The organism is Paenibacillus sp. J22R67, from assembly GCF_059692175.1.
The window spans coordinates 1-22,498 of the sequence record NZ_JCAUAX010000004.1 but is presented as its reverse complement, the minus strand read 5'-3'; the positions used below and the strand labels follow the sequence as shown (position 1 = coordinate 22,498).

Annotated in this window: 21 protein-coding genes and 1 pseudogene; 6 read left to right on the top strand and 16 right to left on the bottom strand. The window is 42.2% G+C overall.

The genetic code is table 11. From position 1 onward, the window contains the following. Positions 1 to 65: 65 nt before the first annotated feature. Positions 66 to 1,424 (top strand): phosphate/phosphite/phosphonate ABC transporter substrate-binding protein, encoded by a 1,359-nt coding sequence (gene phnD / locus AC58VC_RS16495; RefSeq protein ID WP_497369850.1) that lies wholly within the window; start codon positions 66 to 68, stop codon positions 1,422 to 1,424. Positions 1,425 to 1,648: 224 nt separating this feature from the next. Here the strand turns inward: phnD and AC58VC_RS16490 are convergent, their stop codons facing one another. From AC58VC_RS16490 to AC58VC_RS16480, 3 genes are all read right to left on the bottom strand, one after another. Then, a complete protein-coding gene (locus tag AC58VC_RS16490) occupies positions 1,649 to 2,134 on the bottom strand; it encodes an Imm26 family immunity protein (protein WP_497369849.1) in 486 nt (161 codons plus the stop codon). 247 nt (positions 2,135 to 2,381) lie between these two features. Beyond that, positions 2,382 to 3,176 carry a class I SAM-dependent DNA methyltransferase gene (locus tag AC58VC_RS16485; protein ID WP_497369848.1) on the bottom strand — a complete coding sequence of 265 codons (795 nt, stop codon included), beginning with the start codon at positions 3,174 to 3,176 and terminating at the stop codon, positions 2,382 to 2,384. Positions 3,177 to 3,453: 277 nt separating this feature from the next. Beyond that, entirely contained in the window at positions 3,454 to 3,783 is a 330-nt protein-coding gene (locus AC58VC_RS16480; protein WP_497369847.1) for a hypothetical protein, read from the bottom strand. A gap of 596 nt (positions 3,784 to 4,379) precedes the next feature. On the opposite strand from AC58VC_RS16480, the gene AC58VC_RS16475 reads away from it, so the two are divergent. Together AC58VC_RS16475 and AC58VC_RS16470 are read left to right on the top strand one after the other, a co-directional pair. Continuing rightward, on the top strand, positions 4,380 to 5,612 hold the full coding sequence (locus AC58VC_RS16475) for a M16 family metallopeptidase (protein WP_497369846.1): 1,233 nt from the start codon (positions 4,380 to 4,382) through the stop codon (positions 5,610 to 5,612). A gap of 602 nt (positions 5,613 to 6,214) precedes the next feature. After that, positions 6,215 to 7,042 (top strand): annotated as a pseudogene (locus tag AC58VC_RS16470) (IS110 family RNA-guided transposase); the annotation flags it as partial. Positions 7,043 to 7,533: 491 nt separating this feature from the next. Here the strand turns inward: AC58VC_RS16470 and AC58VC_RS16465 are convergent. The 11 genes from AC58VC_RS16465 to AC58VC_RS16415 all read right to left on the bottom strand — a co-directional run bounded on the left by AC58VC_RS16465 (position 7,534) and on the right by AC58VC_RS16415 (position 17,867). After that, a complete protein-coding gene (locus AC58VC_RS16465; RefSeq protein WP_497369845.1) occupies positions 7,534 to 7,866 on the bottom strand; it encodes a hypothetical protein in 333 nt (110 codons plus the stop codon). Positions 7,867 to 7,928: 62 nt separating this feature from the next. Beyond that, a complete protein-coding gene (locus AC58VC_RS16460; RefSeq protein WP_497369844.1) occupies positions 7,929 to 9,122 on the bottom strand; it encodes a sugar efflux transporter in 1,194 nt (397 codons plus the stop codon). 285 nt (positions 9,123 to 9,407) lie between these two features. After that, on the bottom strand, positions 9,408 to 10,688 hold the full coding sequence (locus AC58VC_RS16455) for an alpha/beta fold hydrolase (protein WP_497369843.1): 1,281 nt from the start codon (positions 10,686 to 10,688) through the stop codon (positions 9,408 to 9,410). Positions 10,689 to 10,809: 121 nt separating this feature from the next. Next, entirely contained in the window at positions 10,810 to 11,484 is a 675-nt protein-coding gene (locus AC58VC_RS16450) for a DUF4405 domain-containing protein (RefSeq protein ID WP_497369842.1), read from the bottom strand. Positions 11,485 to 11,508: 24 nt separating this feature from the next. Further along, the gene (locus AC58VC_RS16445) at positions 11,509 to 12,237 is read right to left on the bottom strand and encodes a cytochrome P460 family protein (protein WP_497369841.1); all 729 of its coding nucleotides are present in this window, start codon (positions 12,235 to 12,237) and stop codon (positions 11,509 to 11,511) included. Positions 12,238 to 12,292: 55 nt separating this feature from the next. Then, a complete protein-coding gene (locus tag AC58VC_RS16440) occupies positions 12,293 to 12,769 on the bottom strand; it encodes a hypothetical protein (protein WP_497369840.1) in 477 nt (158 codons plus the stop codon). A gap of 370 nt (positions 12,770 to 13,139) precedes the next feature. After that, complete coding sequence (locus AC58VC_RS16435) at positions 13,140 to 13,835, bottom strand: response regulator (RefSeq protein ID WP_497369839.1); 696 nt, start codon at positions 13,833 to 13,835, stop codon at positions 13,140 to 13,142. Beyond that, a complete protein-coding gene (locus AC58VC_RS16430) occupies positions 13,832 to 15,268 on the bottom strand; it encodes a HAMP domain-containing sensor histidine kinase (RefSeq protein WP_497369838.1) in 1,437 nt (478 codons plus the stop codon). The genes AC58VC_RS16435 and AC58VC_RS16430 overlap by 4 nt, the downstream gene beginning before the upstream one ends. 231 nt (positions 15,269 to 15,499) lie before the next feature. Further along, on the bottom strand, positions 15,500 to 16,480 hold the full coding sequence (locus tag AC58VC_RS16425; RefSeq protein ID WP_497369837.1) for an aldo/keto reductase: 981 nt from the start codon (positions 16,478 to 16,480) through the stop codon (positions 15,500 to 15,502). 18 nt (positions 16,481 to 16,498) lie between these two features. Beyond that, positions 16,499 to 17,500: an aldo/keto reductase gene (locus AC58VC_RS16420; protein WP_497369836.1), complete on the bottom strand. Its 1,002-nt coding sequence runs from the start codon at positions 17,498 to 17,500 to the stop codon at positions 16,499 to 16,501. A gap of 37 nt (positions 17,501 to 17,537) precedes the next feature. Continuing rightward, entirely contained in the window at positions 17,538 to 17,867 is a 330-nt protein-coding gene (locus AC58VC_RS16415) for a carboxymuconolactone decarboxylase family protein (RefSeq protein ID WP_497369835.1), read from the bottom strand. 210 nt (positions 17,868 to 18,077) lie between these two features. Here AC58VC_RS16415 and AC58VC_RS16410 point away from each other — a divergent pair, with 210 nt between their 5' ends. Both AC58VC_RS16410 and AC58VC_RS16405 read left to right on the top strand, forming a co-directional pair. Next, positions 18,078 to 18,995: an AraC family transcriptional regulator gene (locus AC58VC_RS16410; RefSeq protein WP_497369834.1), complete on the top strand. Its 918-nt coding sequence runs from the start codon at positions 18,078 to 18,080 to the stop codon at positions 18,993 to 18,995. 239 nt (positions 18,996 to 19,234) lie between these two features. Then, a complete protein-coding gene (locus AC58VC_RS16405; RefSeq protein WP_497369833.1) occupies positions 19,235 to 20,086 on the top strand; it encodes an aldo/keto reductase in 852 nt (283 codons plus the stop codon). A gap of 253 nt (positions 20,087 to 20,339) precedes the next feature. Here the strand turns inward: AC58VC_RS16405 and AC58VC_RS16400 are convergent, their stop codons facing one another. Both AC58VC_RS16400 and AC58VC_RS16395 read right to left on the bottom strand, forming a co-directional pair. Continuing rightward, on the bottom strand, positions 20,340 to 20,732 hold the full coding sequence (locus AC58VC_RS16400; RefSeq protein ID WP_497369832.1) for a hypothetical protein: 393 nt from the start codon (positions 20,730 to 20,732) through the stop codon (positions 20,340 to 20,342). A gap of 151 nt (positions 20,733 to 20,883) precedes the next feature. Next, complete coding sequence (locus AC58VC_RS16395; protein ID WP_497369831.1) at positions 20,884 to 21,342, bottom strand: NUDIX domain-containing protein; 459 nt, start codon at positions 21,340 to 21,342, stop codon at positions 20,884 to 20,886. A 316-nt stretch (positions 21,343 to 21,658) separates the two neighbouring features. Between AC58VC_RS16395 and AC58VC_RS16390 the strand changes: the two genes are divergently transcribed. Continuing rightward, on the top strand, positions 21,659 to 22,498 hold an 840-nt coding region (locus AC58VC_RS16390; protein WP_497369830.1), incomplete at its 3' end, for an IS110 family transposase.

Sequence of the window (22,498 nt, the reverse complement as noted above, 5' to 3'; positions counted from 1 at the left end):
TATGGTAAGATGGGATAAAGCGATAGTTTTATCAGAAATATAAAAGATTTATAGGGGGATTATATATGAAGACTCTAAAAACAGCACTGTGCACTTTCTTACTTAGCATGTTATTTTGTTTTAATAATGGGTTAGCAATGGATGACAACGATCTCATGGCTAATATTGTGATTGATAATCAGACGCTTCATCTTGAAGTTCCGCCTGTTAATCATCAGGGGACTGTCATGGTTCCTATGAGGCCTATTTTCGAAGCGCTAAATGCACAGGTTACTTGGAATAAAGAAGATCAGAGTATTGTTGCTAAAAAAGACAACATATCTGTTCAACTTTTTATTGGCTCACAGTTTGCTTATATCAATAAGGGGGCAGTTGTTTTAAGCGGTGTTCCCTATATTAATAACGGGAATACAATGGTTCCGGTAAGGTTTATTGCAGAAACTTTCGGGGCTCTGGTAACTTGGAATTCTGTTGATCAGAAGGTTAAGATTGTTACATCATCTGAGGTATTAGATGATACATCGCAATATCGTCCGGACTCTTTGGATCAGAATAGTGCCGCATCTTCTGCTTCTTTTGTACCCAGCGAACTAAGGATTCAATTCGTCCCTTCTCAAATGGCGGAACTTTTACTGGCTAAAGCAAAACCCCTTGAGAAAATGCTTAGTGAACAGCTTGAAATCCCCGTCGAATTTAGTGTCAATATGGATTATAACAATGTAGTTAAATCCATGAAAGCTAAGACTATTGATCTAAGTTTTTTGCCACCCTCTTATTATGTTTACGCACATGATAACCTTAAAGCAGTCGATGTGCTGTTGCAGGCATTACGCTATGGTGTAGAAACTCCAACTGGAAAGTCAACTCAAGAACTTGTTGATTTTTATCAAGCAATGTTTCTCGTTAGAGCAGATTCGCCTATCCAAAGCATTGAGGACTTAAAAAACAAAAAAATTGGATGGCAAAGTGTAACCTCAGCTGCAGGCTATGTTTATCCAGGATATTTGTTGTTAAAGAACGGAATAGACCCTTTTCGTAATGTAACGGGCGAGCAATTCAGGGGACATGACAAAGCAGTTCAAGGACTGCTGAATAACAAAGTAGACGCTGTCGCTGTATTTCAAGATATTCGAACCAATATGCTGAAAGATTACCCCAATGTTATGAATGACACACGTATCCTTGCATTTTCAAGTAAAATCCCCAACGATACCATTTCTGTTCGTTCGGATATGCATCCAGAATGGCGTAAAAAGATTCAGGACGCATTTATTGCTATCGTTAATGATCCTGAGGGGAAGAAAGTTATTCAAGATGTGTTTAGTCATCAAGGTTATACTGTCTCCGAGGATAATAAATTTGAAATTGTTAGAGAGGTTAATGAATGGTTATATGATGAGTTGAACACAACTCAAAAACCCTGAAACTTGATAACAGAAGGACTGCCTTTAGAAGGCAAGTGATGTGATTGCAACTAAAATATGGGAAATGTCACTCATACTAGATGAGATAAAAATAGATACCATCTGGCGTGGGAAAGGCTTTAAAACACCTTGTAATGCTTCAGCTAATCTGCCCAATTGCTTAATGAGGCTGCCCGATCTATTCGCGGCAGCCTTACTTTTTAGTTCCTGAACTAACGTTTTCGTTAGCGTAATAACTTAATTTCTGCAACTTGTCTAATGTAATCTGTCCCCCAAGCACCCAGTGTAGGATATAACTCCCATTCACTTTTAGTAATTGGTCTTAATTCAACTAACCCTTTCATCAACTTACAATATTCAGGCTGATAACCAGTTTGAGAGCGAAAGTAATCAGGTTCAATAAAGTCTATTTCTAATGGGCGATAACCGATTATCATTTCTGGTAAACCTGTCTCGTGGATTGCTTTAATATGTGCCACGCCTTGTATTAAGGTCTTTTTTCCTGCAATATCTTCAGTCTTTGGAGGTGCATCTCCTACCCAATCCATTAATCCAGCAAGGAATGTTTTTGTTGGGCTTGCGATGTATGATTTAGTTACTTGAATAACTCTACCACAAGCAAATTTCTCGTTTTGAAGAGGGATGGCCCAGAACTGACCAGGAGTTAAAAATTTATTAGTCTTAGGTTTAAACGGATATTTTATTTCCACAAATTCATCTCCAAAAACACTGATTTATCATTATTATATCATGATACTTACTGCGCTAAACTGCCCTTTAACACGACCAGGGAGCAGTTGCCGCGTGGCGATCTGCTCCCTAGTCAGTACGCTATAGTTCTTTCGTTAGTTCAATAGTGCTACATTTGTATTGCATTAATCGGTAGCCGTCAGGGTCTTCAATAATGAAGATATTGTTTTCTAATATCTCGTTATGAATCACAATTGGGACGCGATTTTACTTTCGGCAGATAAAGACCAGATCATGGTGGTCTGCGGTAGCTGGTTCATCTCTGAAGTCTCCAAAGATCTGGATGTCGCTGAAGCCCGCGCGCTCAAGCATCAACACCAACTCGTTCTTCGTAAAGTCTTCCACCATTTGCGTGTGAACTTCTTCCTTGATAAGGCTCTCTTCGTGCCACAGCCGAACTCGCATCTGACGGGTGGAGACGTTCTCCAAGGGATCTGTCTTAAGTGTCCGGGCAGCCATTTCCAGCTCCATGCCGTCGGCCAGGCGCTGGCGCTCGCTGGATGCGGGCCATTCCTGGGGTTCAGCCCGCCTGTACTCAGGCAACCTCGCTAGCCAAGCGGGCGGATCGTTCCATCGCACCGCATAGTTGAATGCGAACGTGCCGCCTGAACGTAGATGCTCAAGGCAGCGCTGCATGGCCTGCATAGTCAGACGATGCTCTCCGCCGAGACCAATCACTCCACAGGCAATTATCGTCCTATAGCGCTGTGGCAGATCCAACTCATGCATGGCCTGCACATAGAGTCGAGGTGAAAGGCCATGCTTTGCTGCTCGCTCCTGGCAGACTGCAAGCATATCCTCGGAGTAGTCGCAGCCATCCACATCCAGACCAGCCTGCAAAAAGTTGAGCAACAAGCGTCCACTGCCGCAACCCAGGTCAAGTGCCGGTTGTCCGGATGTCTCGATCAGCTTCTTGTAGTACGCCCCTTCCGGACCAGCTTCCGTAGCATTCGCCCACGATTGCGCGACAAGGCCATAGTGCCATATTTGGGGTCGTTGCATACTTTGTTGACCTCCTTCTATTCCTCTTTGGGAAGTTGCTCTCGTGAATCGCACCTTATTATCTCGCTGAGTAAACAGGGAAAATTATACATACCTCAGTTTACTAAACAAATCACATTTGTTGCGGGTAAAAATCGCTATAAATTGAATTATCCTGCCTGATAACATAATGAGGCTACCACATTTTCTCGGTGGTTGCCTCATTTGTAGTTTATTGAAGTAACGTTCACCGTTAGTTTAACAACCAACTCTTTTACTTATTTATCGCCTCATGACATTAATCTTTACTCGTTATGAATATGCCGTCATAGTCATCCAAAATTAATACCTTTGTTTGTTCGTTAACAGAATCCAAATCATATGCCGTTTCAGAAGTTTTATATGACTGTTCGGACGAAACACGCCTGAATTCTCCAAATTTAGTAGTAATCAAATCTGTTTCTTGTTTTAGCTTTTTCATTTCTCCTTCTGATATTTTCCTTGGTGACGATACAGAAGAAGAACTATCTTTCACAGTTATTATTATTGATTTTGTAGCTAGACCTGCAAAAATAATACTTGCAACAACAAAACTAATAATCAAACTAGCACGTTTTACCTTACTCATGAAATTACCAGTCCCTTTCAATTATTATCCCTTTTATTAATTGACGCAGTAAACATGGAAATGTTTCTATGGTTTCGCTTAATATTCCATTTTATTAGGGTTGTTGCGTTATCCTGCCCTTTAGCTTAATGGGCTGCGCTGCAGCCTGGTTTCATGGAGTTCTCGTATCCTTAAGGATAATAAAGCAATCCGTTGATTGCTCTAATTCATCATTTACAAATGCCCTATAACGGACAAGCACTCTCCTGATAACTTCATCATATCTTTAAATAACCCAAAAACGCTCATAATCAGTTTGAAATTCATGAATCCTTCCTTTATAACACTTAGTAATATCCTCAATTAATTGTCCTGTTTCAAGGTATATTTTATTAATACAGATTCTAATATTTTGAGTAGTTCCTTATCCTCAGCGTTTGTAACATCTATATTGAAGAGTGCATGATCCTGATTTCCTCATTCGACTCGAACATACCAACGCTCCTACAGGTATGAACCAAAATAGTGTAATATAGATATATATATTAGCACGGAAGCCAGATACGAAGGTTCCCTCCGGAAAATTCAAAATGCAAAAAGTAAAGGGGGATCTGCGCATGGAGATCATGACATTAAAAAATCATTTACAAGTCGTACTGAAGCCAGATTCGTCTTCGCGCAGTGCGGTCTTTGCCTACGCGATTAAAGCAGGATGCAACATGGAAGTAGGCGTCCCTGCCGGGACTGCTCATTTTCTCGAACATATGCTCTTTAAAGGCAGCGCCACGAAAACGGCAAAAAAGATTAACCAGGACGCCGCGGACCTCGGCACGCTTCCCAATGCCTATACCTCGGAGGATGAAACCAAGTACTACATCCAGGTGCAAAGCAAGTACGGCATGGAGGCGCTGGACCTTCTATCGGACTTTTTTTGGCAACCGGCGCTCCCAGAAGAAGAAATCGAAAAAGAAAAGCAGGTCATCATCGAAGAAATTCATATGTATGCCGATCAACCGTCTTCGGTTTCCGGCGAGGTGCTCGAAGGTCTGTTGAAGCGAAGCTCGCTTCTGGGTACTAAGAAAAGCGTGGGGAAGATCCAGCGATCACATCTCCTTCAGTTTTATAACTCGTACTATCACACAGGCGCTGTGATCTTTGTAGCGACGGGCAATTTTGATAAATTTGCGGTGCTCTCTTATTTGGAAAGCCTAAAAGTTCATCAGCCGAAGGATCGTGCCGAGCAGGAGAGGCGTGAATATGATCTGCAGCAAAAAGAGGCGGTTGTCAAACGCAGCGTCAAACAGGCGCATATTTCATGGGCAATTCCCGTAGCAGGTTACGGGAGCGGCGATGAGCCGGCGCTTGAAGTTATTGCCACGATCTTAGGAGCGCATGGAAATGCGTCTTCTCGTTTGTATGATGAGATTCGTGAAGAAAAGGGACTCGCGTATGCGGTCGATGTGGATTACGAGTCTTTTCATGACCACGGCTACCTTTTGGGATATATGGGACTGCCGGCAACGTACGTAAACGGGGCAAGGAAAATTCTGTTTAAACACCTGGCGGATCTGGAGACAAGTCTCGTCAGTGCTGCGGAGCTCCGCCGCGCCATTGCATGTTTGACCGGACAGCTGGTAATCAGTATGGACGATGTGCTCACTCAGAATGATTCTCTGAGTTATAGCACACTGTATGGACTGGAGTTTGATGTTGATGCTTTCGTAGCCAAAGTAGAGGCGGTGACCGCAGATGAGGTACTGCGGGTGGCGCAGAAATATGCCTTGGCTGGGAACGTCTATGTGGCATCCGTGGTGCCGAAGACATGGAGCGCCATCGAACAACTTTCTTAAAACCCTGTTAAAATTCGGTGTGATTTTTCAATAACAAAGCTTAAACCCACCATTTGTTGGTGGGTTTGAGCTTTGTTATTGAACTATCGCTCCCGTCTTAATCGTTTTTCAATATGGAATCAACTGAACAATTAATATTGGATTTTTATTAAATACAACTTCTCTTATTGATAATACTACCGTGTTCTCCGAATCATTGAATTTCCATTTCTTCTTTATCATTTAACTATTAAACTCCCTGTAACAATACCCATTTTGTTTGAACTAATCTGCCCGATCGTATTATGAGGTCACCAGATCTTTCTGGTAGACCTCATATTTGTGTGGTCGTAAGATAGCGGTAGCCGGGGATCGAACGTTTCTGCTCGTGGGAGTTGGATCCCGAGAGCTATACAGTTCATCCCCCCTACTTGTTATACCATGATTAGGCTGGTTGGGACGATGATCCCGAATCACATGCGATAGTGTGGACGACAAGAAGGTTAGGGGTTGCCGGTGAAAATATATAGGGAGTGATTGTGTGAATCCTGTCATTGGTTTGGATGTTTCCAAGGGGGAAAGTCATGCGCAAGCTTTTGCAGACAGAGGAACGCCCTATGGAAAGAGGTCAATATCTGATGAATTTGCGTTACCTGACAAGGCAACACGAGTCTCTAACGGGTATGTACGTTCAAGTAAAGTTACAATTCCAATCGGTACTGGATCAGGTGTTCCCGGAGTATCATGGCGTTTTTGGTGACCTTTATGCAAAGGTTTCCCTTCGGTTCTTGGCTCTATATCCTACGTCTCAAACGGTGCTAGAGATGTCTGAGAATGACGTTATGACGCAGATTCAGTCTCTAGTGGGATATGTCAATTCAAACGACTGGACGCTGGAAAGCGCACGAAAACTAATGGCTGCTGCAGGGCGTAATCCCTTCAAGGAGACAGCTTTCCCAAGTCATTTAATCTCGTTGGAGCTACTTGTTAATTTACTTCTTCAATACCAAGAGCATCTATCTAAACTTGATCACTCCATAGAGAAGTTGGCTCAAGAATTATTGGAGTATGAATTAATTCAATCGATCCCCGGAATTGGTACTAAACTTGCGGCAACAATTTTAGCCGAAATCGGGGAAATCGATCGTTTCGATCATGCAAAGAAATTGATCGCATTTGCGGGTATTGATCCTAGCGTTTTTTCTTCCGGAAAGTTTACTGCTACTCGAAATCCAATTACTAAACGCGGTTCTAGAAAGCTTCGTACAGCCTTATACCAAGCTGTTCGTTGTGGTCTGCGAAGCTCACGCAATAAAAAATTAAGGGTCTTTTACGATAAGAAACGTGCTGAGGGCAAATTGTTTAAAGTAGCAGTGATCGCTTGTGCAAATAAACTAATCCACTGGATTTATGCGATCTTAACTAAGAAAGAACCCTTCCGCCTCGACTAAATTAGCAAGCCTTAGACATAGAGGAAAACTTTCCCAAATTCTGTTGGACGGCTATTTGTCGTACCCATTTATCAGTATAGCATCCTTCAAATCATTGATTAATTATTAAATATTGACAGCCTATTAGCTGGTATAGTTTAGAGATGACTTGTAAGAGCTTAAAAAAGAACGTTTAAATGGCTCTGTCGGGAATGGGATCAAGTTCTTGTCATTGGGTTTTGACAAGAACTTGATCCCATAAAATAAAAAAACCGCGGTTAACGCGGCAATAAATGAGATAATGTTCTTGTCACCCGACAGTTGTCCTCGAAAAGTAAAAAACCATGCAGTAAATGCATGGCTTAAATCATTTAGCAGAACTACCGTACGAAACGTAACTGCTGATCATATAGTAATCAATTCTGTTCCCACAATTCCGAACATTCTTATAAAAACCGTCAGGGGCACTGTGGAGAATACGTCCAGCATTTGTAATGAATCTCACTACAAAATTAAAAAAGGTTAGCCTTGTTTTTATAATATCTTCTTATACATTCAAACGCGTGCCAAACAGCGGCTTCTTTAGCCATTTTTAAAACTATTTCTTCTTCTTGATCTATTTGTTTTAAATGTTTTTCCAATATGTTCCTGATACCATCACAAATTTCCTGGATGGGTTCTACATATGAAAAATAATCGACTAAATATTCTTCTGAACTTTCACTTGCATTATTCATGATCAAAGTCATTTGATCTTCAGAAATCTGATAGCTTTCTTTCAACAAATCTTTAATTCCTTCAATTAATTGTATGTCATTCTTTTCTTTTTGAATGGCTAGATTCAACCTCATGCCCCCTTTGGCTTGCAAAAAAATAACCTAACACGATTTCCTGCCGATCAATCAACCTAAGTAGATACCTCAACATCCTTATGGGGTCTTATCCTCCATAAGATACAGAACGAGACAATCACAATTGCCAGACACACCCAATAAACATCTCGAAACCCAGCATACTGAGCTATGATACCTCCGCCTAAATTTCCTACTAACCTTCCAATAATAGACCCGTTGTAATAAATCGATGTGGACAGCCCTGGTGAATTTGGAAGCAATTCCGTGAAATAGCTTAATCCATTGCCCATAACAATAGCCACAAAAGCTGCCTGCAAAAGCTGGGCTGCGATCAGATGCCAGGAATCGGTAGAAACACTTAAAATAATATTGTAAAGTATGGCAATAAAACATGCGCTGATCATCAAAGAATGGTTGGATATCTTTCTGCTTACAGCACCTAGCACGAACATAATGGGAATCTCTAAACCAGCACATATACTAACAATCATTCCAACATCGGAATATGTACCATGAAGCTCGTTGACAATAAATAATGGCGTAACAATCCCGTTAACGGCATTGACAGCAAATAGAAATATGAAGGCAATTAGCGGATAATATATCTGACTCCGTTTGAGTGTAGTTGTGCCAGTACCCATTCTCTTTTTCTGAATGGCTCCTTTTTTAGGCAGAAATATAAAAACAAGAGATGATATTGTAAGAAAAATAGCAGAAGTCCCCATAAAGAGACCCTTATATCCAACAGTTCCTAAGATTATTGTTCCGATTAGAGGACCTACCAAGAAACCGAGAGATACAAGAGAACGTAAAGTGGACATTGCAAATGTCTTGTCATCGGAGTTGCTTTCATTTGCCGATTCCTGAGCGTAGGCATAAATTTGCGGCATTGCAGCAGCCCCTAAACCACTAAAAAAACTAACAATGATAAGCAAAATTAAGAAGCTATCAAATACTAAATAGGAGGTATAGCCCAGTGCAGAAGAAACCGTTGCTATAATAATAATAAACCTCCGGTCCATCCTGCGATCCGAATGTTTACCAATAAAAGAGTTGGCCACCACGCCACTTAACGAACTCACTGCTGTGAAAATTCCGAAGGTTGCCGCACTCATACCCAATTTCTCTGTACAATAGAGAGCTAAGTACGGCAGTGAAATTGAAATACCTGTACCTACCAATAGAACACAAATGACAAACAAACCATATCCCTTGATCGCAAACAATTTATTTATTCGAGTAAACAACTTTTGCCTCCTTAAAACAATATGATTACCGCTGGTTCTCTCTGATTGCTACGCCTCATTAACTTTATTCTTATTATGCAGCAAATGAGAAAAAGACAGATATCCCATTCGTCTCGAATCATTGTCTATTCCTCTCATTTTACTTATTAGGAAGTCATTCTCTTCAACCTTCCTATTCACCGCTATGTTATTGAGTAATTCGTTGAATAACTTGGAGGGGTTTACAAGATTATTTAAGAAAAACCTGGCGGATCACCGCCAGGTCCTTTTTTACAATGTGGAGTCTTATTTAATTTTATCGAGCCCTTTTTCTTTTAACCATTCAGCGAGTTTTTCTGCAACAACCTGATTGTTCAAATCGGACATAATAAAATGCGTATTCCCTTTTATTCCAATTTCAGGTAGATGTACGATAGTCACATCACCGCCATTGCTGTTAACCAACTCTGCCCACTGTCGCGCTGATTCAAGAGACCGCCTCCAAAAATCCTGCGAAGGGATTCCGGTTTCCTTATCGGGGATGTTGTCTCCATAATACACAATGATGGGAATTTTGGTCAGCTTCATAAAATCCTCCATTTCAATCCCGCCAACGGAACGCGTAGGATTGGCATTTGGGTCAATAGGAAATGGGAAGCCACCTGGTTCAATGGAGACAATTGCCTTTACATTTGCATTAGTAATCGCAGTCTGCCAACCAGTCATACCACTTGCCGAGTGAGTAAATAAGATGCCAGGGCCGGTTCGGTCAAATACATCAGACATGGCGGTAACCGTTGCATTCCGCTCAGTAGTAGTGCCGGTATCTGGCACCATCATACGGAAAAACTGATCGAGCGACTTGCTGTCTTTTGGGAACTGCACACCTTCATAAAAATTAGGCCAGAGACCGATCCGGAATTGTGTGAACCATGTTTGATCGTCTGGAACTGCACTTATCTGTCCAGCCCCAGTAACCTGTCCCGCCTCTCCACGACCGGGCTGATCGATGAGGTAAGTACTGTAACCCTTCTTCAAGAAAATATTGGAAAAACCCTCCCGACCATCGGCAGTTGTTTGCCAACTCCGTCGAGATTGACCATAACCGTGAAGAAACACCATTGGATATTCATTGGCTTTAACCGGAATTTGATAGAGTACATCAGCATGGTCGCCATGCCGAGTTTGACCGCCTTGAGCGACCGTCCACGGCTGCATCGGATCAAATTTTCCGTCGCTTGTTTCAACTGTACCACCGGCCGAAAAATTGCCTTGTTCCTTAATGACTAAAGCACTGTCAGTTGTAATATTGACGTTTGATGAATTTTCGTTCCAAGTCACTTTTCTGCCAAGACCTTCTGATAGTGCACGAGCCGGAGCATATGTAACCCCATTATAAATAAATGTTTCTGCAACTTCACCATTTGCATCGCGAGTAATAAATTCTTTGTTATCAACGTATATCTTTACTCCGCTGCTTACTTCAATTCTCTTTTGAATCAAATTTCCTGCAGCGGTCACGATACCTGTCGTCAGAAAAACCGTTGTCAAACTCAATGCAATACTTGCCTTTCCAAGTTTTTTCATTTTTTCCTCCTCGTATTCATTTTCGATTTATAATGCACGATGCAAATTTAATTACGAATCGTAAATCACCTTTGCATCCCCCCCCTTCCCTCCCTGCTCTAATGATCAATGCATTTAGCCCTTAGCCTTTTTCGTGCTTCTGAATAAATTTCAAAAAATAATGAGTACCGGAGATGTAAATGCCCATAATAGATAAGAAATCTATACTAAAAGGCACGATAGATTCATCGAAGCCCCCATACCCAAATGGATCATATATAAGCAACCTAGAACCAATATCTCTTTCGAAGGAAATCCGGACACCGTATACAACAATTAACACCGCCAAGAAACGAAGCACAATAGTTCGTAACCGGTTTGTTGTGGTGGTACCTGTCATTTTTCTCGTCACAATAATAATCCTTCCCCACGAGATTCCTATATGAACAGCCATGAGTATAAATGCCCAATAAGCACTCTGAACATGAATCTGTCTCACGATCATTTCATTATTCAACGAATTAAATGGAAAGATGTCACGTGAAATTGGCACCGCGCTAATCAGGGCAACAGCAATTAGTAATAAAAATAGTAAGTTTACCGATATATGAAGAATTTGTTGAACTTTGTACGTTCCACGAAAGATTGTTTTATACCATCTTCGATTTAAGAAATTGTGTACCGTAAACAATACAAATAAAACAACGCCTACCAGTTCATGGAACCTATTACCGGTAATAGGATAAGCCATCACCACTAACATAGCTGCTGTCATAAAAAGATCAACGACCAGCTTAATTAACATTTTTGGATTCACATACTTACCTCCATAACTTTTCATCTACGATGTTTCTTCGGATGCTAGAGCAGCCATGTAATCTTTCATTGCATCTAACTCCCAATCGTTCAGAGAGAGACTTGCATGTCTCGCTTCTTTACTTGTATCCAACGATCCAATAAAATCCTCAAGCTTGAAACCCTCCATCTGGCTGTATGTGTATGTGTAGTCATCACGAACCTGGCTTGCGTGACAAGAAATGCAACTCTTTATATCTCTTTTGGTATTAACGGACTTATCAGCAAGGAAAGCCTGATATCGCCAATCTCCGTTACTCTTCTCAGAAGTGTTCTGACCGCCCCACCCCGTGCGCTTTTCAGAGACAAAAATGTCGGAAAGTACGCCATCTCTATAGATCTCGAGCGTTAATACGGTTCCGCTAGGGAACGGCTTATCGGCTTTCACCGCTTCGATCGTTTCTCGACTCGCATAAAGCAGTTCTTTTGCATTTCCACGAGTTACAGTCGTATAGAGCACACCTTTATCGTAGTTCTCAGGAAGTTTAACTTGTTCACTGTCTATTCCAGGAGGTTCCGCCTGCTGAGTACTTTCTATCCTGCCGCTGTCCGTTCTAGGCAGTTCGGTTTCCCGAGTACTTTCTGTCATAGCACGATCAGCTGCAGACGGCTCTGCTTGCCGCGTACTGTTTGTCATTTCATTGTTAGTACTTCCACATGAAGATAATATGAAGGCGCTAACTAATCCGAAAGTAAGTAAAAATAGTTTTTTCAATGATTTTCCTCCTAAAAATTGGAATTGGTTTGATGATTTATCCGGATAATTGCGCTCATTGCCTGTGCGTCGATAGCCCTATCCTATTCTGTTCCTTAATCTGCTCAATCGCAGACTTGAAAGCGTCGGATATAAGGCTGGAACCTGTTAATTGGTCCACGCTAACCTCGTCGATACGCTTTCCAACAACGACCGCCGAGATGGCGTCAGCGATGCGTTGTTGAAAGTTGAGGGATGTCGGATCCGTAGCAAGAGGATTGATTTGAACGTCAGTGATGACGTCATCAACCAGGGTGATGGTCACGGAGATGGACGAGTCGCGGCCCCGATATTTACCGATCGCCGTGTGGACTCCGTCTACATAGGCAGATTCTTTACCTACTTCCGAAATCGAACTGCTGAAACCAGCATTCGATACAAACGACGCTTGCTTAACCGCCGCCATATCCTTCGTAGAACATGAGGTAATGATAAAAGCTAAAGAAATCCCTAAGATCGTCGTCATTTTAATGTTTCGGCTCAGGTTAGTCATAATCAACCCCTTCTCCTTTCCGTCGAATTGTTCGACTTGCTAGGTCGTCTCCAGTAAGGCAATTACTATCCACTGTTTCAATTTAATCGTTGCCCGTCTACCACGCGTTTAGATATTATTTTTATTACTGAAAGAAACACAAAAGTAATCCATAGGAATTCATTCATATGTTGCATAAGAACTACCTCTCCAATCTCAATAACTATTTGGCTATCTGGTGATATCTATAATAAAAAACAACCTTAAACTAGTGAATGATAATATCTAAACAATTTCTAAATTCCTCAAAAAAACAAAACGACCGTTCCCCGATAGAACACCGAGAATCGGTCGCTGCTTATAATTGGCTTTTGAACGTGTCTACTTCTGGTTACAAATTTATTCGATAACCGGCGCCCCATATGGTTTCAATCATTCTAGGTTTGGAGGGATCTTCCTCGATTTTTTCGCGAATGCGATTAATGTGAACCGTAACGGTGGCGCTGTCGCCGATATAATCATGTCCCCAAATTTTCTCAAAAAGCTGATCTTTGGAGAAAACAATATTGGGGTTCATGGCAAGGAATTTTAACAGTTCAAACTCCCGGTTAGGAAACTTTATTTCTTGTCCGTCACGGTACACCTTCCAACTCCGGGTCATGATCTTCAAATTGCCAATTTGGATTGTACTTTCTTCCGAAGATCGAGAGGATGAATTAGTAAGCCGATTGTAACGGCTCAAATGAGATTTGACTCTGGCCACCAGTTCCGCAGGGTCAAAAGGCTTTGCAATATAATCATCCGCACCCAAGCCAAGGCCGCGAATTTTATCAATGGTTTCCGTTTTGGCCGTCACCATAAGAATTGGAATATCCGTATGGTCGCGAATTTCACGACAAATATCATAACCGCTGCATCCAGGTAGCATAAGATCTAGAATCAGAAGGTCATAGCTGTCATCCATGATGGTTCTCACTACTTTGCTGCCATCTGCCACAATTTCCGTTTCAAAGCCGTTGATCTCCAAGTAATCCTTTTCCAGCATGGCGATTTCGGTATCGTCTTCAGCAATCAATATTTTCGTCATGCAGTACCTCCTTTCGATATGGGTAACCTAATCGTAAATTTCAACCCCTGATCGTTTTCAGCGGCAACCGTCCCACCATGGGCTTCAATAATATATTTCACGATGTACAAGCCGAGACCGCTTCCATCACTGTTGTTGCTGTTTCTTGATTCATCCCCACGGTAAAACTGTTCGAAAAGATGCGGGAGCTTCTCCGGCGATACGCCATTTCCGTTATCCGCAAAACAAAGAACTTCAGTTTCGTTGTCTCGAATAACCTTCAGAGAGAGTTCTAACGGATTTACACCTGCATATTTCAGCGCATTCTCCACGAGATTGGCAAGTACCTGCCTTATTTGTTCCCTATCAATCCTAACCGGATGAGTACCATCTGATATCTCGACACGAATTGATGTATTCTTATGCTTTAAATCATCGTGAATATGAAGAGAAAATTTCTGCGTAAACTTGCCAAGATCTGTTACTACCGGAAAAAACGGCAGATTCCCTGTTTCAAGCTTCGAAAAATAGAATAACCTTTGCAGCAGCACGTCCATCTCAGAGGCTTTTTTGTAAGCAATGGAGAGATATTGCGCTTGTTTTTCCGGCGTGTTGGCTATTCCGTCCCGCAATCCCTTGATATATCCTTTGACAGAAGTGAGCGGCGTTCTTAAATCGTGGGAAATGCCGGAGATCATATCGGTACGTGCCCTTTCATAGGCTGCATTCTTATTCTGCTCTTCTTTGAGATGAAACTGCATCTGGTTGAAGGAGTTACATACGGTTTCAAATTCGTCCTTGCCTGTGTAAATAATTGGCGTTGATAAATCACCTTCTTCAATACGCTTGGCACTTTCGGTCAATTGATGGATCGGCGTCATGATGTGCTTGACTAGATGCCTGGTGAGCAGCTGGCTCATAAGCAAAAGGACAGCAATTGCGGCAAGTCCCACAAGCAGGAATGTGATCAAGAATATCTCGAAATAGCTCCGGTCAATGCCAACCCATCCGACCCATTGGTTATGAATATTGTAATTGACTGCAACCACCGCATAGGTTTCATCGCCGAAAGTCATAAGTTGTCCAACCGTTGTAACACCATCCGCATAGAACACATTTAGCTGATCTGTGCTCAATTTGAGTGTTTGCAGAAAGGCTTTAATATCATCTTGAGGGTGACGTATATTACAGTAAATCAGTGAACTTCCATGTCCGACACAAAGTCGATAATTGTATTCTGCCAGAGAACCACTAAGCGCCGACCAATCCTCAACGAAACCTTGATTTTCCTTCAAAATAGAGGAAACTATTAAAATGTTAGGGTCAAGTTGATTATTCTTGTTGGCCGCTTTATGGTACAAATTAATCATAATGCTCCCAATTACCAGCAATACGACTAATGACAGCAATACCATCAATGTATTCGAAGTAAATATTCTCTTTCCTAGTTTCATAGCAGCACCCTCTAAATTATCTGAAGCTAATCATAGCAGTTAATCATAAACAACAATGGGAGATAATCTAAACAAATCCTAAACAACCAAACAAAGGAGCAGTTTGCCACGGCGGCATACCTGCTCCTCGTTTTGTACAATTGTAGTTTTTAACAACATCTACTTTTTCATGCCTACTCGGAGGGAAAATTCGGGCTTAAGTAAGGAGCAACCACTCCGTAGTCAACAGCTTTATTGAAAACCGATATATGGATGAGGAATATACGGCTCTTCTAGAAAAGCAATCTCGTCAGGCGTTAATGTGACTGAAAGAGCAGCTACTCCATCTTCTAGATGGGATTCTTTAGTCACCCCGATAATCGGTGACGTAATAGGCTCCTTCTGCAACACCCAGGCAAGCGCGATGTGGGAGCGCGGAACTCCGCGTTGCCCCGCGAGTGCCGCAACCCGATCTACAATCACTCGATCCGCATCCTCATGTGGGCCATATTGGGATTTCTGCACTTGGTCCGTTTCGGAACGATGAGTTGATTCTTCCCAATCACGCGTCAATCTTCCTTTGGCAAGCGGGCTATACGGAATCACGGCGACCTTCTGGTCCTTGCATAGCGGGAGCATCTCCCTCTCCTCTTCCCGGTATAGAAGGTTGTAGTGATTCTGCATCGATACGAATCGGGTCCATCCATTTTTCTCAGCGATATGCTGTGCCTTAAGGAACTGCCACGCGTACATGGCGGAAGCGCCTATATATCTCGCTTTGCCGGCCTTCACCACATCGTGAAGCGCCTCCATCGTCTCTTCAATCGGCGTTTCATAATCCCAGCGATGAATTTGATACAAATCCACATAATCTGTACCAAGGCGTCTTAGGCTATGATCGATTTCCGCCATGATTGCCTTCCGGGATAGACCTGCTGCATTCGGACCTTGGCGCATTGGAAAACGAACCTTCGTCGCAAGAACAATTTCATCCCGATTCGCGTAATCTTTTAGCGCCCGCCCGACAATTTCCTCACTCGTTCCGACTGCGTACATATTTGCCGTATCGAAAAAGTTAATACCAAGCTCGAGGGCTTTTTTTATGATCGGCCGACTCCGTTCCTCATCGAGTACCCACGGATGACTCCACCGATCCGCAACGCCAAAACTCATACAGCCGATACACAACCTTGATACGTCCATGCCGGTATTTCCAAGCTTCACATACTCCATTTCTTGTCCTCCCCCATTCTAACTAAATTCGCTGCGGCGTGGCAGTGAGAACCAAAGCCCCTCAAGCCATGCTAACTGCCGCTGCGTCAAGTCATTCATTTCAGCGGCTTGCAAGCTCGCATCCAATTGCTCCGGACGACTGGCACCAATAATGGTGGAGGTAATGCCCGACTGCTGCGTAACCCATTTTACGGCCGTAGTCACAGGATTCAATTCCTGTTCTTCACACCAGCCCCGGTACCGATCAACTGCGTCGAACGTGGCTTCTTTCCAATATCGTTCTTGGTAGAAGACCCCCGAATTGTTCCCGAGTCCAAACCGGGTTCCTTCTTCAATTTGAGCGTTTTTTCCATACCTGCCCGACAACATGCCGCCAGCGAGTGGGTTGTATGTCATAATGCCGATCCCTTCATCAAGTGCCATAGGAACCAAATCGTCTTCAATCATCCGAAACAACAGATTGTACCGCGGCTGAACGCTTACGATCCTGGCGTAATTTTTCCGCTCTGCAATGCCGTTTGCCTTTGCTACCTGCCAGGCGCGCCAGTTCGAGATTCCGATGTAACGAACTTTTCCTTGCTGGACAAGATCGCTCATCGCGCGCAGCGTTTCATCTATTGGCGTGTCTGGGTCGAATTGGTGCGCTTGATAAAGGTCTAGATAGTCTGTCTTTAAGCGGCGCAAACTGTCCTCAACCGCTGTGAAGATATGCTTCCTGCTCAAGCCCTTTTCGTTGGGACCAGGTCCCATAGCGCCAAAACACTTTGTCGCAAGCACCAGTTTGTCTCGTCTACCTTGCAACCACTCCCCGATGATCGACTCGGTTGCACCGGCGACGGCATGCGATTGTCTTCCAATCGGGTACACATCGGAAGTGTCAATGAAATTTACACCAGTCTCAAAGGCTTTGTCCAAAATTTCGAAGGAAGCCTTCTTGTCCGCTTGGTTGCCAAAGGTCATTGTTCCCAAACACAAACTGGTTACCTTTAATCCCGTATTTCCTAATGAACGAATCTCCATGTGATCACCTCTTTTGATGGGTAAGGCGAATAGTTAATTATTTCTCGGATGTAAATAAGTCTTTTGCAAACATAATGGCTGACATCGCTTTCGGCCAACCTGCATAAAAGGCAAGATGGGTCATCGCTTCGATTAGCTCTTCTTCCGACAAACCGTTTTGTTTTGCTAAATTTAAATGGTTTTTCAGCTGCTGCGTATTTCCGCCAGTGATTAGGCTCGCTACTGTAATCAAACTGCGGTCACGCGGAGAAAGTCCCTCGCGCTTCCATACATCTCCAAATAATACTTCGTCAGTTAGTTCAACCAACTTAGGCGCGAAATCTCCGATCGCCTTCTGAGCAATAGTAAGTTCTTTGGAATCTGACATTTTAATCGCTCCCTTTTACACTTATTATGTCAATGGTTGTTTAACCTCGTCTTGCAAATTTAAGCACAACCTTATTATGCTACACATTTAAAAGTGACTGTTATCCCATTTGTCTCAAATGATTGCCTAATCCTCTCGTCACTACTATCGCAAATGAAGATTGTTATATTATAATGAGATCATCAAACGTCAACCCGTAAGGAGGACAGTATGTCTGGACAAATTGATAACCTACAGAATGAACTTGCTGAACTGATTGAGCGACATGCGGGCCAAGACGGTGTTTACGAGACGGGGATTCCATCTTTATTTATTGTACGTGCCTCGCAAGTGTCTCAGCCCGTTTACAGAGTATACAAACCTTGCTTATGTTTCATCGCTCAAGGTTTTAAAGACATACTACTGTCTCAGGAACGTTTTGAGTATGGTCCTGCTGACTATCTGGTTTCCTCTATGAACTTGCCGGTAATCGGTCACGTAATAAAGGCTTCTCCCGATGAACCATATCTTAGCTTAAAGCTGGAATTTACGCAGAACCAAATATTAGAGGTATTAAATGAGGGAAACATTCAAATCGACCAGCAAGAAGCTACAAAACGTGCGATGTTCGTCGGCGAGATCGAGTTATCCATATTGGATGCGATCATGAGATTGTCTCGTTTACTGGACAAACCGAAAGACATTCCGTTTCTGGCTCCCTACTACACGAAAGAAATCTTATACAGACTTCTTCAAGGGCAGTATGGTACTACTTTGGCACAAATCGCGATGGAAGGTAGTAGTACCTACCGAATCCGGGAGGCTATTGATCAAATAATCAATAATATGGATAAGCCTTTACGAATCGAGGAGCTTGCGGAATTAGCCAATATGGGGACTTCTACATTCCACAGACACTTCAAAGAAGTAACTGCCATGAGTCCGCTTCAATTTCAAAAACAGCTAAGATTACAGGAAGCCCGGCGCCTATTACTATCCGAATCAACGGATGCCGCCGATGTAGCTTTCCGAGTAGGCTATGAGAGTGCATCGCAGTTCAGCCGTGAATATTCTCGTATGTTTGGTTTTCCACCTAGAGAAGATATTAAGCGCTTGAAGGCGGGCTACGACCAACTCGTCCACGCGTAAAGCAAGTAAAACAGGGAGCAGTAGCTTAGGCGACTGCTCCTCTTTAATGTTACTCATTATTAGAGAGTTTTTTGCAGCGCTAGATTTACATGGTAGCGAGAGGTTTAGGCAAAGATTTGAGACGATTGGGATAACGCTCACTTTATCATTTAATGCATAATAAGAATGTGAAAAGAGCAGCTGTTATGGATATGATTGAGTTGACTTGCACATAATCATAAAAAACTGGAGGAAGTTATATGCAAAAAGTAACTTTGAACAATGGTATTGAGATGCCTATACTCGGTTTTGGTGTTTTCCAGATTGCAGATCAAAATGAATGTGAACAAAGCGTTTATGACGCTATTATGGCAGGTTATCGGCTGATTGATACAGCTGCCTCTTATCTAAATGAGGAAGCCGTTGGCAGAGGGATTAAACGGAGTGGCGTAGCAAGAGAGGAATTATTTATTACTACGAAACTTTGGGTTCAGGATACTGGTTATGAGCGCACAAAAAAGGCATTTGAAAAATCACTGGAACGATTACAATTGGATTATTTGGATTTGTATCTAATTCATCAGCCATTCGGCGATGTGCATGGTTCTTGGCGGGCTATGGAGGAACTGTATCGTGAAGGAAAGGTCCGCGCAATTGGCGTTAGTAACTTCCATGAAGATCGTCTGATCGATCTAATCATTCATAATGAAGTCGTTCCTGCAGTAAACCAGGTTGAAACACATCCTTTCAACCAACAAATCGAAAATGCAACATTCATGAAGGAGAATCATGTTCAGATTGAATCCTGGGCGCCTTTTGCTGAAGGGAAAAATAACTTGTTCCACAATGAGGTATTGGTAAATATAGCTGAAAAATACAATAAATCCGTTGCTCAGGTCGTTTTACGTTGGTTGACACAAAGAGAAGTCGTTGTGATTCCAAAGTCTGTTCGTAAAGAAAGAATTATTGAAAACTTCAACATCTTTGATTTTAAATTAAGCCAAGATGATATGGCATCTATTACTACGTTAGATACGAAACAGAGCCTGTTCTTTTCGCATCGCGATCCTGAAAAGGTGAAATGGCTTGGTACCCGCAAACTCGAAATCTAACAATCGCTATTCCAAAGATCATAGACAGTACTTTCCTCGTGTTTTGCATTTTGCTTTTCGTTACAACTCACAAACTTTGTGGTCTCCTTGGAATGTTTATTGTGACAACTAATCTGGAATTGAGAAATGTAAAAAGGATGGCGAAATCCCCATCCTTTTTCATTTACTTGAGAAAAGGCAACCAATCCATTAAGCTGGCTGCCTTTTCTGCAATTGAACTCTCGTTCGCCGTTAGCGCAATAACATAAGTACATCATCCTGCATCCTGCATCCCATATTTACTGAAACGATGATACCATCCATCTTCTGTAAATAATTCTCCGTGCAAGCCATCACTAACTTCTGCTAAATTGACATCATCTACAAACACCTCGATCTTGTCACCAAGTTCATGCGCTTCTTGTAAACCGAATAATAGGTCATGTAAGCCATGATCGATACAGCTAATGACGACTTTATGTATAATTTCTTTTTGTTCTTCACTGAATTGTTCCAATTGACTTTGAATCAGTTGCAACGATGGTGCTTTCCATTTTCCCATACTTAGCATTTGATAATTATCAATAGCCCTATCTCGAAAGTTCTCCATTATGAACTTCCCAAACTTATCTAACGGCAAATCGACGGGGGAATTGCTATCATACATAACGACGTACACCCTTTCCCTTGTTGGTAGTTACTAATGTATTCGGGTTCTCTATCACAATCCCTTTTGTTATTCTAAACTGCCCGTCCCTCGGTTCAGTAAACGAAAAAGGAACTGCCGCGTGATATGGCTCCTCCGCTATAGTTCACCGTTAACTTAGAGACTTGCACCATTTAAGCACTGCCTCATCAACTTCATCAATGTAACCAACATTTTCGGTTAAATTCCAAGGTAAAATTCTATCTGTTTCATTATTATCTTTAAACGGGAGAATGTAGTCCAGTTCAGCATAAAAAATGGGGTTATATTTTATTGTTCCGTCTGGTTTCCTAACTTTTAGGAGGCCTTTAAAATCCATATCTTGAACAATCTGTGCTGTTTCTTCAAAAAGCTCCCGTATAGCGCATTCTTTAGCCGTTTCATTATCATCTCTTCTTCCCGCAGGTACTTCCCATTGTATCCTCCATGTATTAAAACAAATAAGATATTTCCCGTCGAATCTTACCACTGCGTACGAACCTGCTAATGGCTCATAATTTATTAGTTCAAGTTCATCCAATGAAATGCACTCTATAAGTTCATAACCATTTTTATTAATAATAGCTGTCAATTAAAGCTCCCCCTTTATCCCAAATTATACCATAAAATAAGTGAGGATTATTGAGCATAACTGCCCGTTCGTATTATGAGGTTAACCAGTTTTTACTGGTTGACCTCTTTTGTATTTTAGAGGTTTAGTAACGGTAGCCGGGGGCGAACGTCTCTGCCCGTGGGACCGTGATCCCGTCAGCTAAACTGTTCACCCCCTACTTGTAGAAACATGTTTGAGGCTGGTTGAGACAACGATCTCGAATAACAAGCGAAGCTATGACACTGCAAGAAGGACTAGGGGCTACCGGCAAATTCAGTTTAGGAGGGATAGAAGAATGAATCCAGTAATTGGTCTGGATATTGCAAAAGGAGAAAGTCAGGGCCAGGCCTTCTTGGATAAAGGACAGCCCTACGGAAAGAGCTTTACGGTCATTCATACACGAGAGGGACTGCAGCTTTTCCATCGGCTTTTAAAGGATCTTGAAGCCACGACTGGACAAAAACCTACTGTTATTCTAGAGGTTACAGGCCATTACAATGCTCCTGTCACCCAGTTTCTAGATGATCAGAATTACTTCTACATTGTTATTAATCCGATTCTGTCGTATCAATCTAAAAAGTCTTCGAGCTTACGTAAAGTAAAAACAGATGCCATTGATGCCTATGCTTTATGCGAATTCTTTTACAAGGAGGACTTCAAGCATCGTAAGAATAGAGGCGTGCAGTTACTAAATCTCCGCAATCTCACAAGACAGCATGAATCGGTAACAGGACAATTTGTTCAGATCAAGCTTCAATTCCAAGCGGTGTTAGATCAGGTATTTCCCGAGTTTAGGGGTGTTTACGGGGCTCTGTACTCTGCGGTGTCAGTGCAAACCTTGTTAGCCTTTCCTACGTCTGAGGACGTTCTCAGTGCAGGTGAGGCTAAATTAACCGAGAAGATTGCGGTTTTATGTATAGGCCGATCAAAAAAATGGGCTAAAGAAAAGGCTCAGAAGCTCATGGCAGCTGCAATTCGAAATCCGTTTCGAAAAGCGCCTTATCAAAGTCACTTATTTAGTATAAATATGTACATTAGCATGCTCCTCCATTATAAAGAGCATCTATCAACCCTAGAAAAGCAAATAGATGCACTCGCTAATGAAGTTGAAGAATATGAGATTATCCAATCCATC

Bases quoted from the DNA above. Each gene is read 5' to 3' on its own strand.
- phnD (WP_497369850.1), top strand. From the start codon at position 66: ATGAAGACTCTAAAAACAGCACTGTGCACTTTCTTACTTAGCATGTTA.
- AC58VC_RS16485 (WP_497369848.1), bottom strand. From the start codon at position 3,176: ATGCAACGACCCCAAATATGGCACTATGGCCTTGTCGCGCAATCGTGG.
- AC58VC_RS16480 (WP_497369847.1), bottom strand. From the start codon at position 3,783: ATGAGTAAGGTAAAACGTGCTAGTTTGATTATTAGTTTTGTTGTTGCA.
- AC58VC_RS16475 (WP_497369846.1), top strand. From the start codon at position 4,380: ATGGAGATCATGACATTAAAAAATCATTTACAAGTCGTACTGAAGCCA.
- AC58VC_RS16455 (WP_497369843.1), bottom strand. From the start codon at position 10,688: ATGAAAAAACTTGGAAAGGCAAGTATTGCATTGAGTTTGACAACGGTT.
- AC58VC_RS16440 (WP_497369840.1), bottom strand. From the start codon at position 12,769: ATGACTAACCTGAGCCGAAACATTAAAATGACGACGATCTTAGGGATT.
- AC58VC_RS16435 (WP_497369839.1), bottom strand. From the start codon at position 13,835: ATGACGAAAATATTGATTGCTGAAGACGATACCGAAATCGCCATGCTG.
- AC58VC_RS16430 (WP_497369838.1), bottom strand. From the start codon at position 15,268: ATGAAACTAGGAAAGAGAATATTTACTTCGAATACATTGATGGTATTG.
- AC58VC_RS16425 (WP_497369837.1), bottom strand. From the start codon at position 16,480: ATGGAGTATGTGAAGCTTGGAAATACCGGCATGGACGTATCAAGGTTG.
- AC58VC_RS16420 (WP_497369836.1), bottom strand. From the start codon at position 17,500: ATGGAGATTCGTTCATTAGGAAATACGGGATTAAAGGTAACCAGTTTG.
- AC58VC_RS16415 (WP_497369835.1), bottom strand. From the start codon at position 17,867: ATGTCAGATTCCAAAGAACTTACTATTGCTCAGAAGGCGATCGGAGAT.
- AC58VC_RS16410 (WP_497369834.1), top strand. From the start codon at position 18,078: ATGTCTGGACAAATTGATAACCTACAGAATGAACTTGCTGAACTGATT.
- AC58VC_RS16405 (WP_497369833.1), top strand. From the start codon at position 19,235: ATGCAAAAAGTAACTTTGAACAATGGTATTGAGATGCCTATACTCGGT.
- AC58VC_RS16400 (WP_497369832.1), bottom strand. From the start codon at position 20,732: ATGTATGATAGCAATTCCCCCGTCGATTTGCCGTTAGATAAGTTTGGG.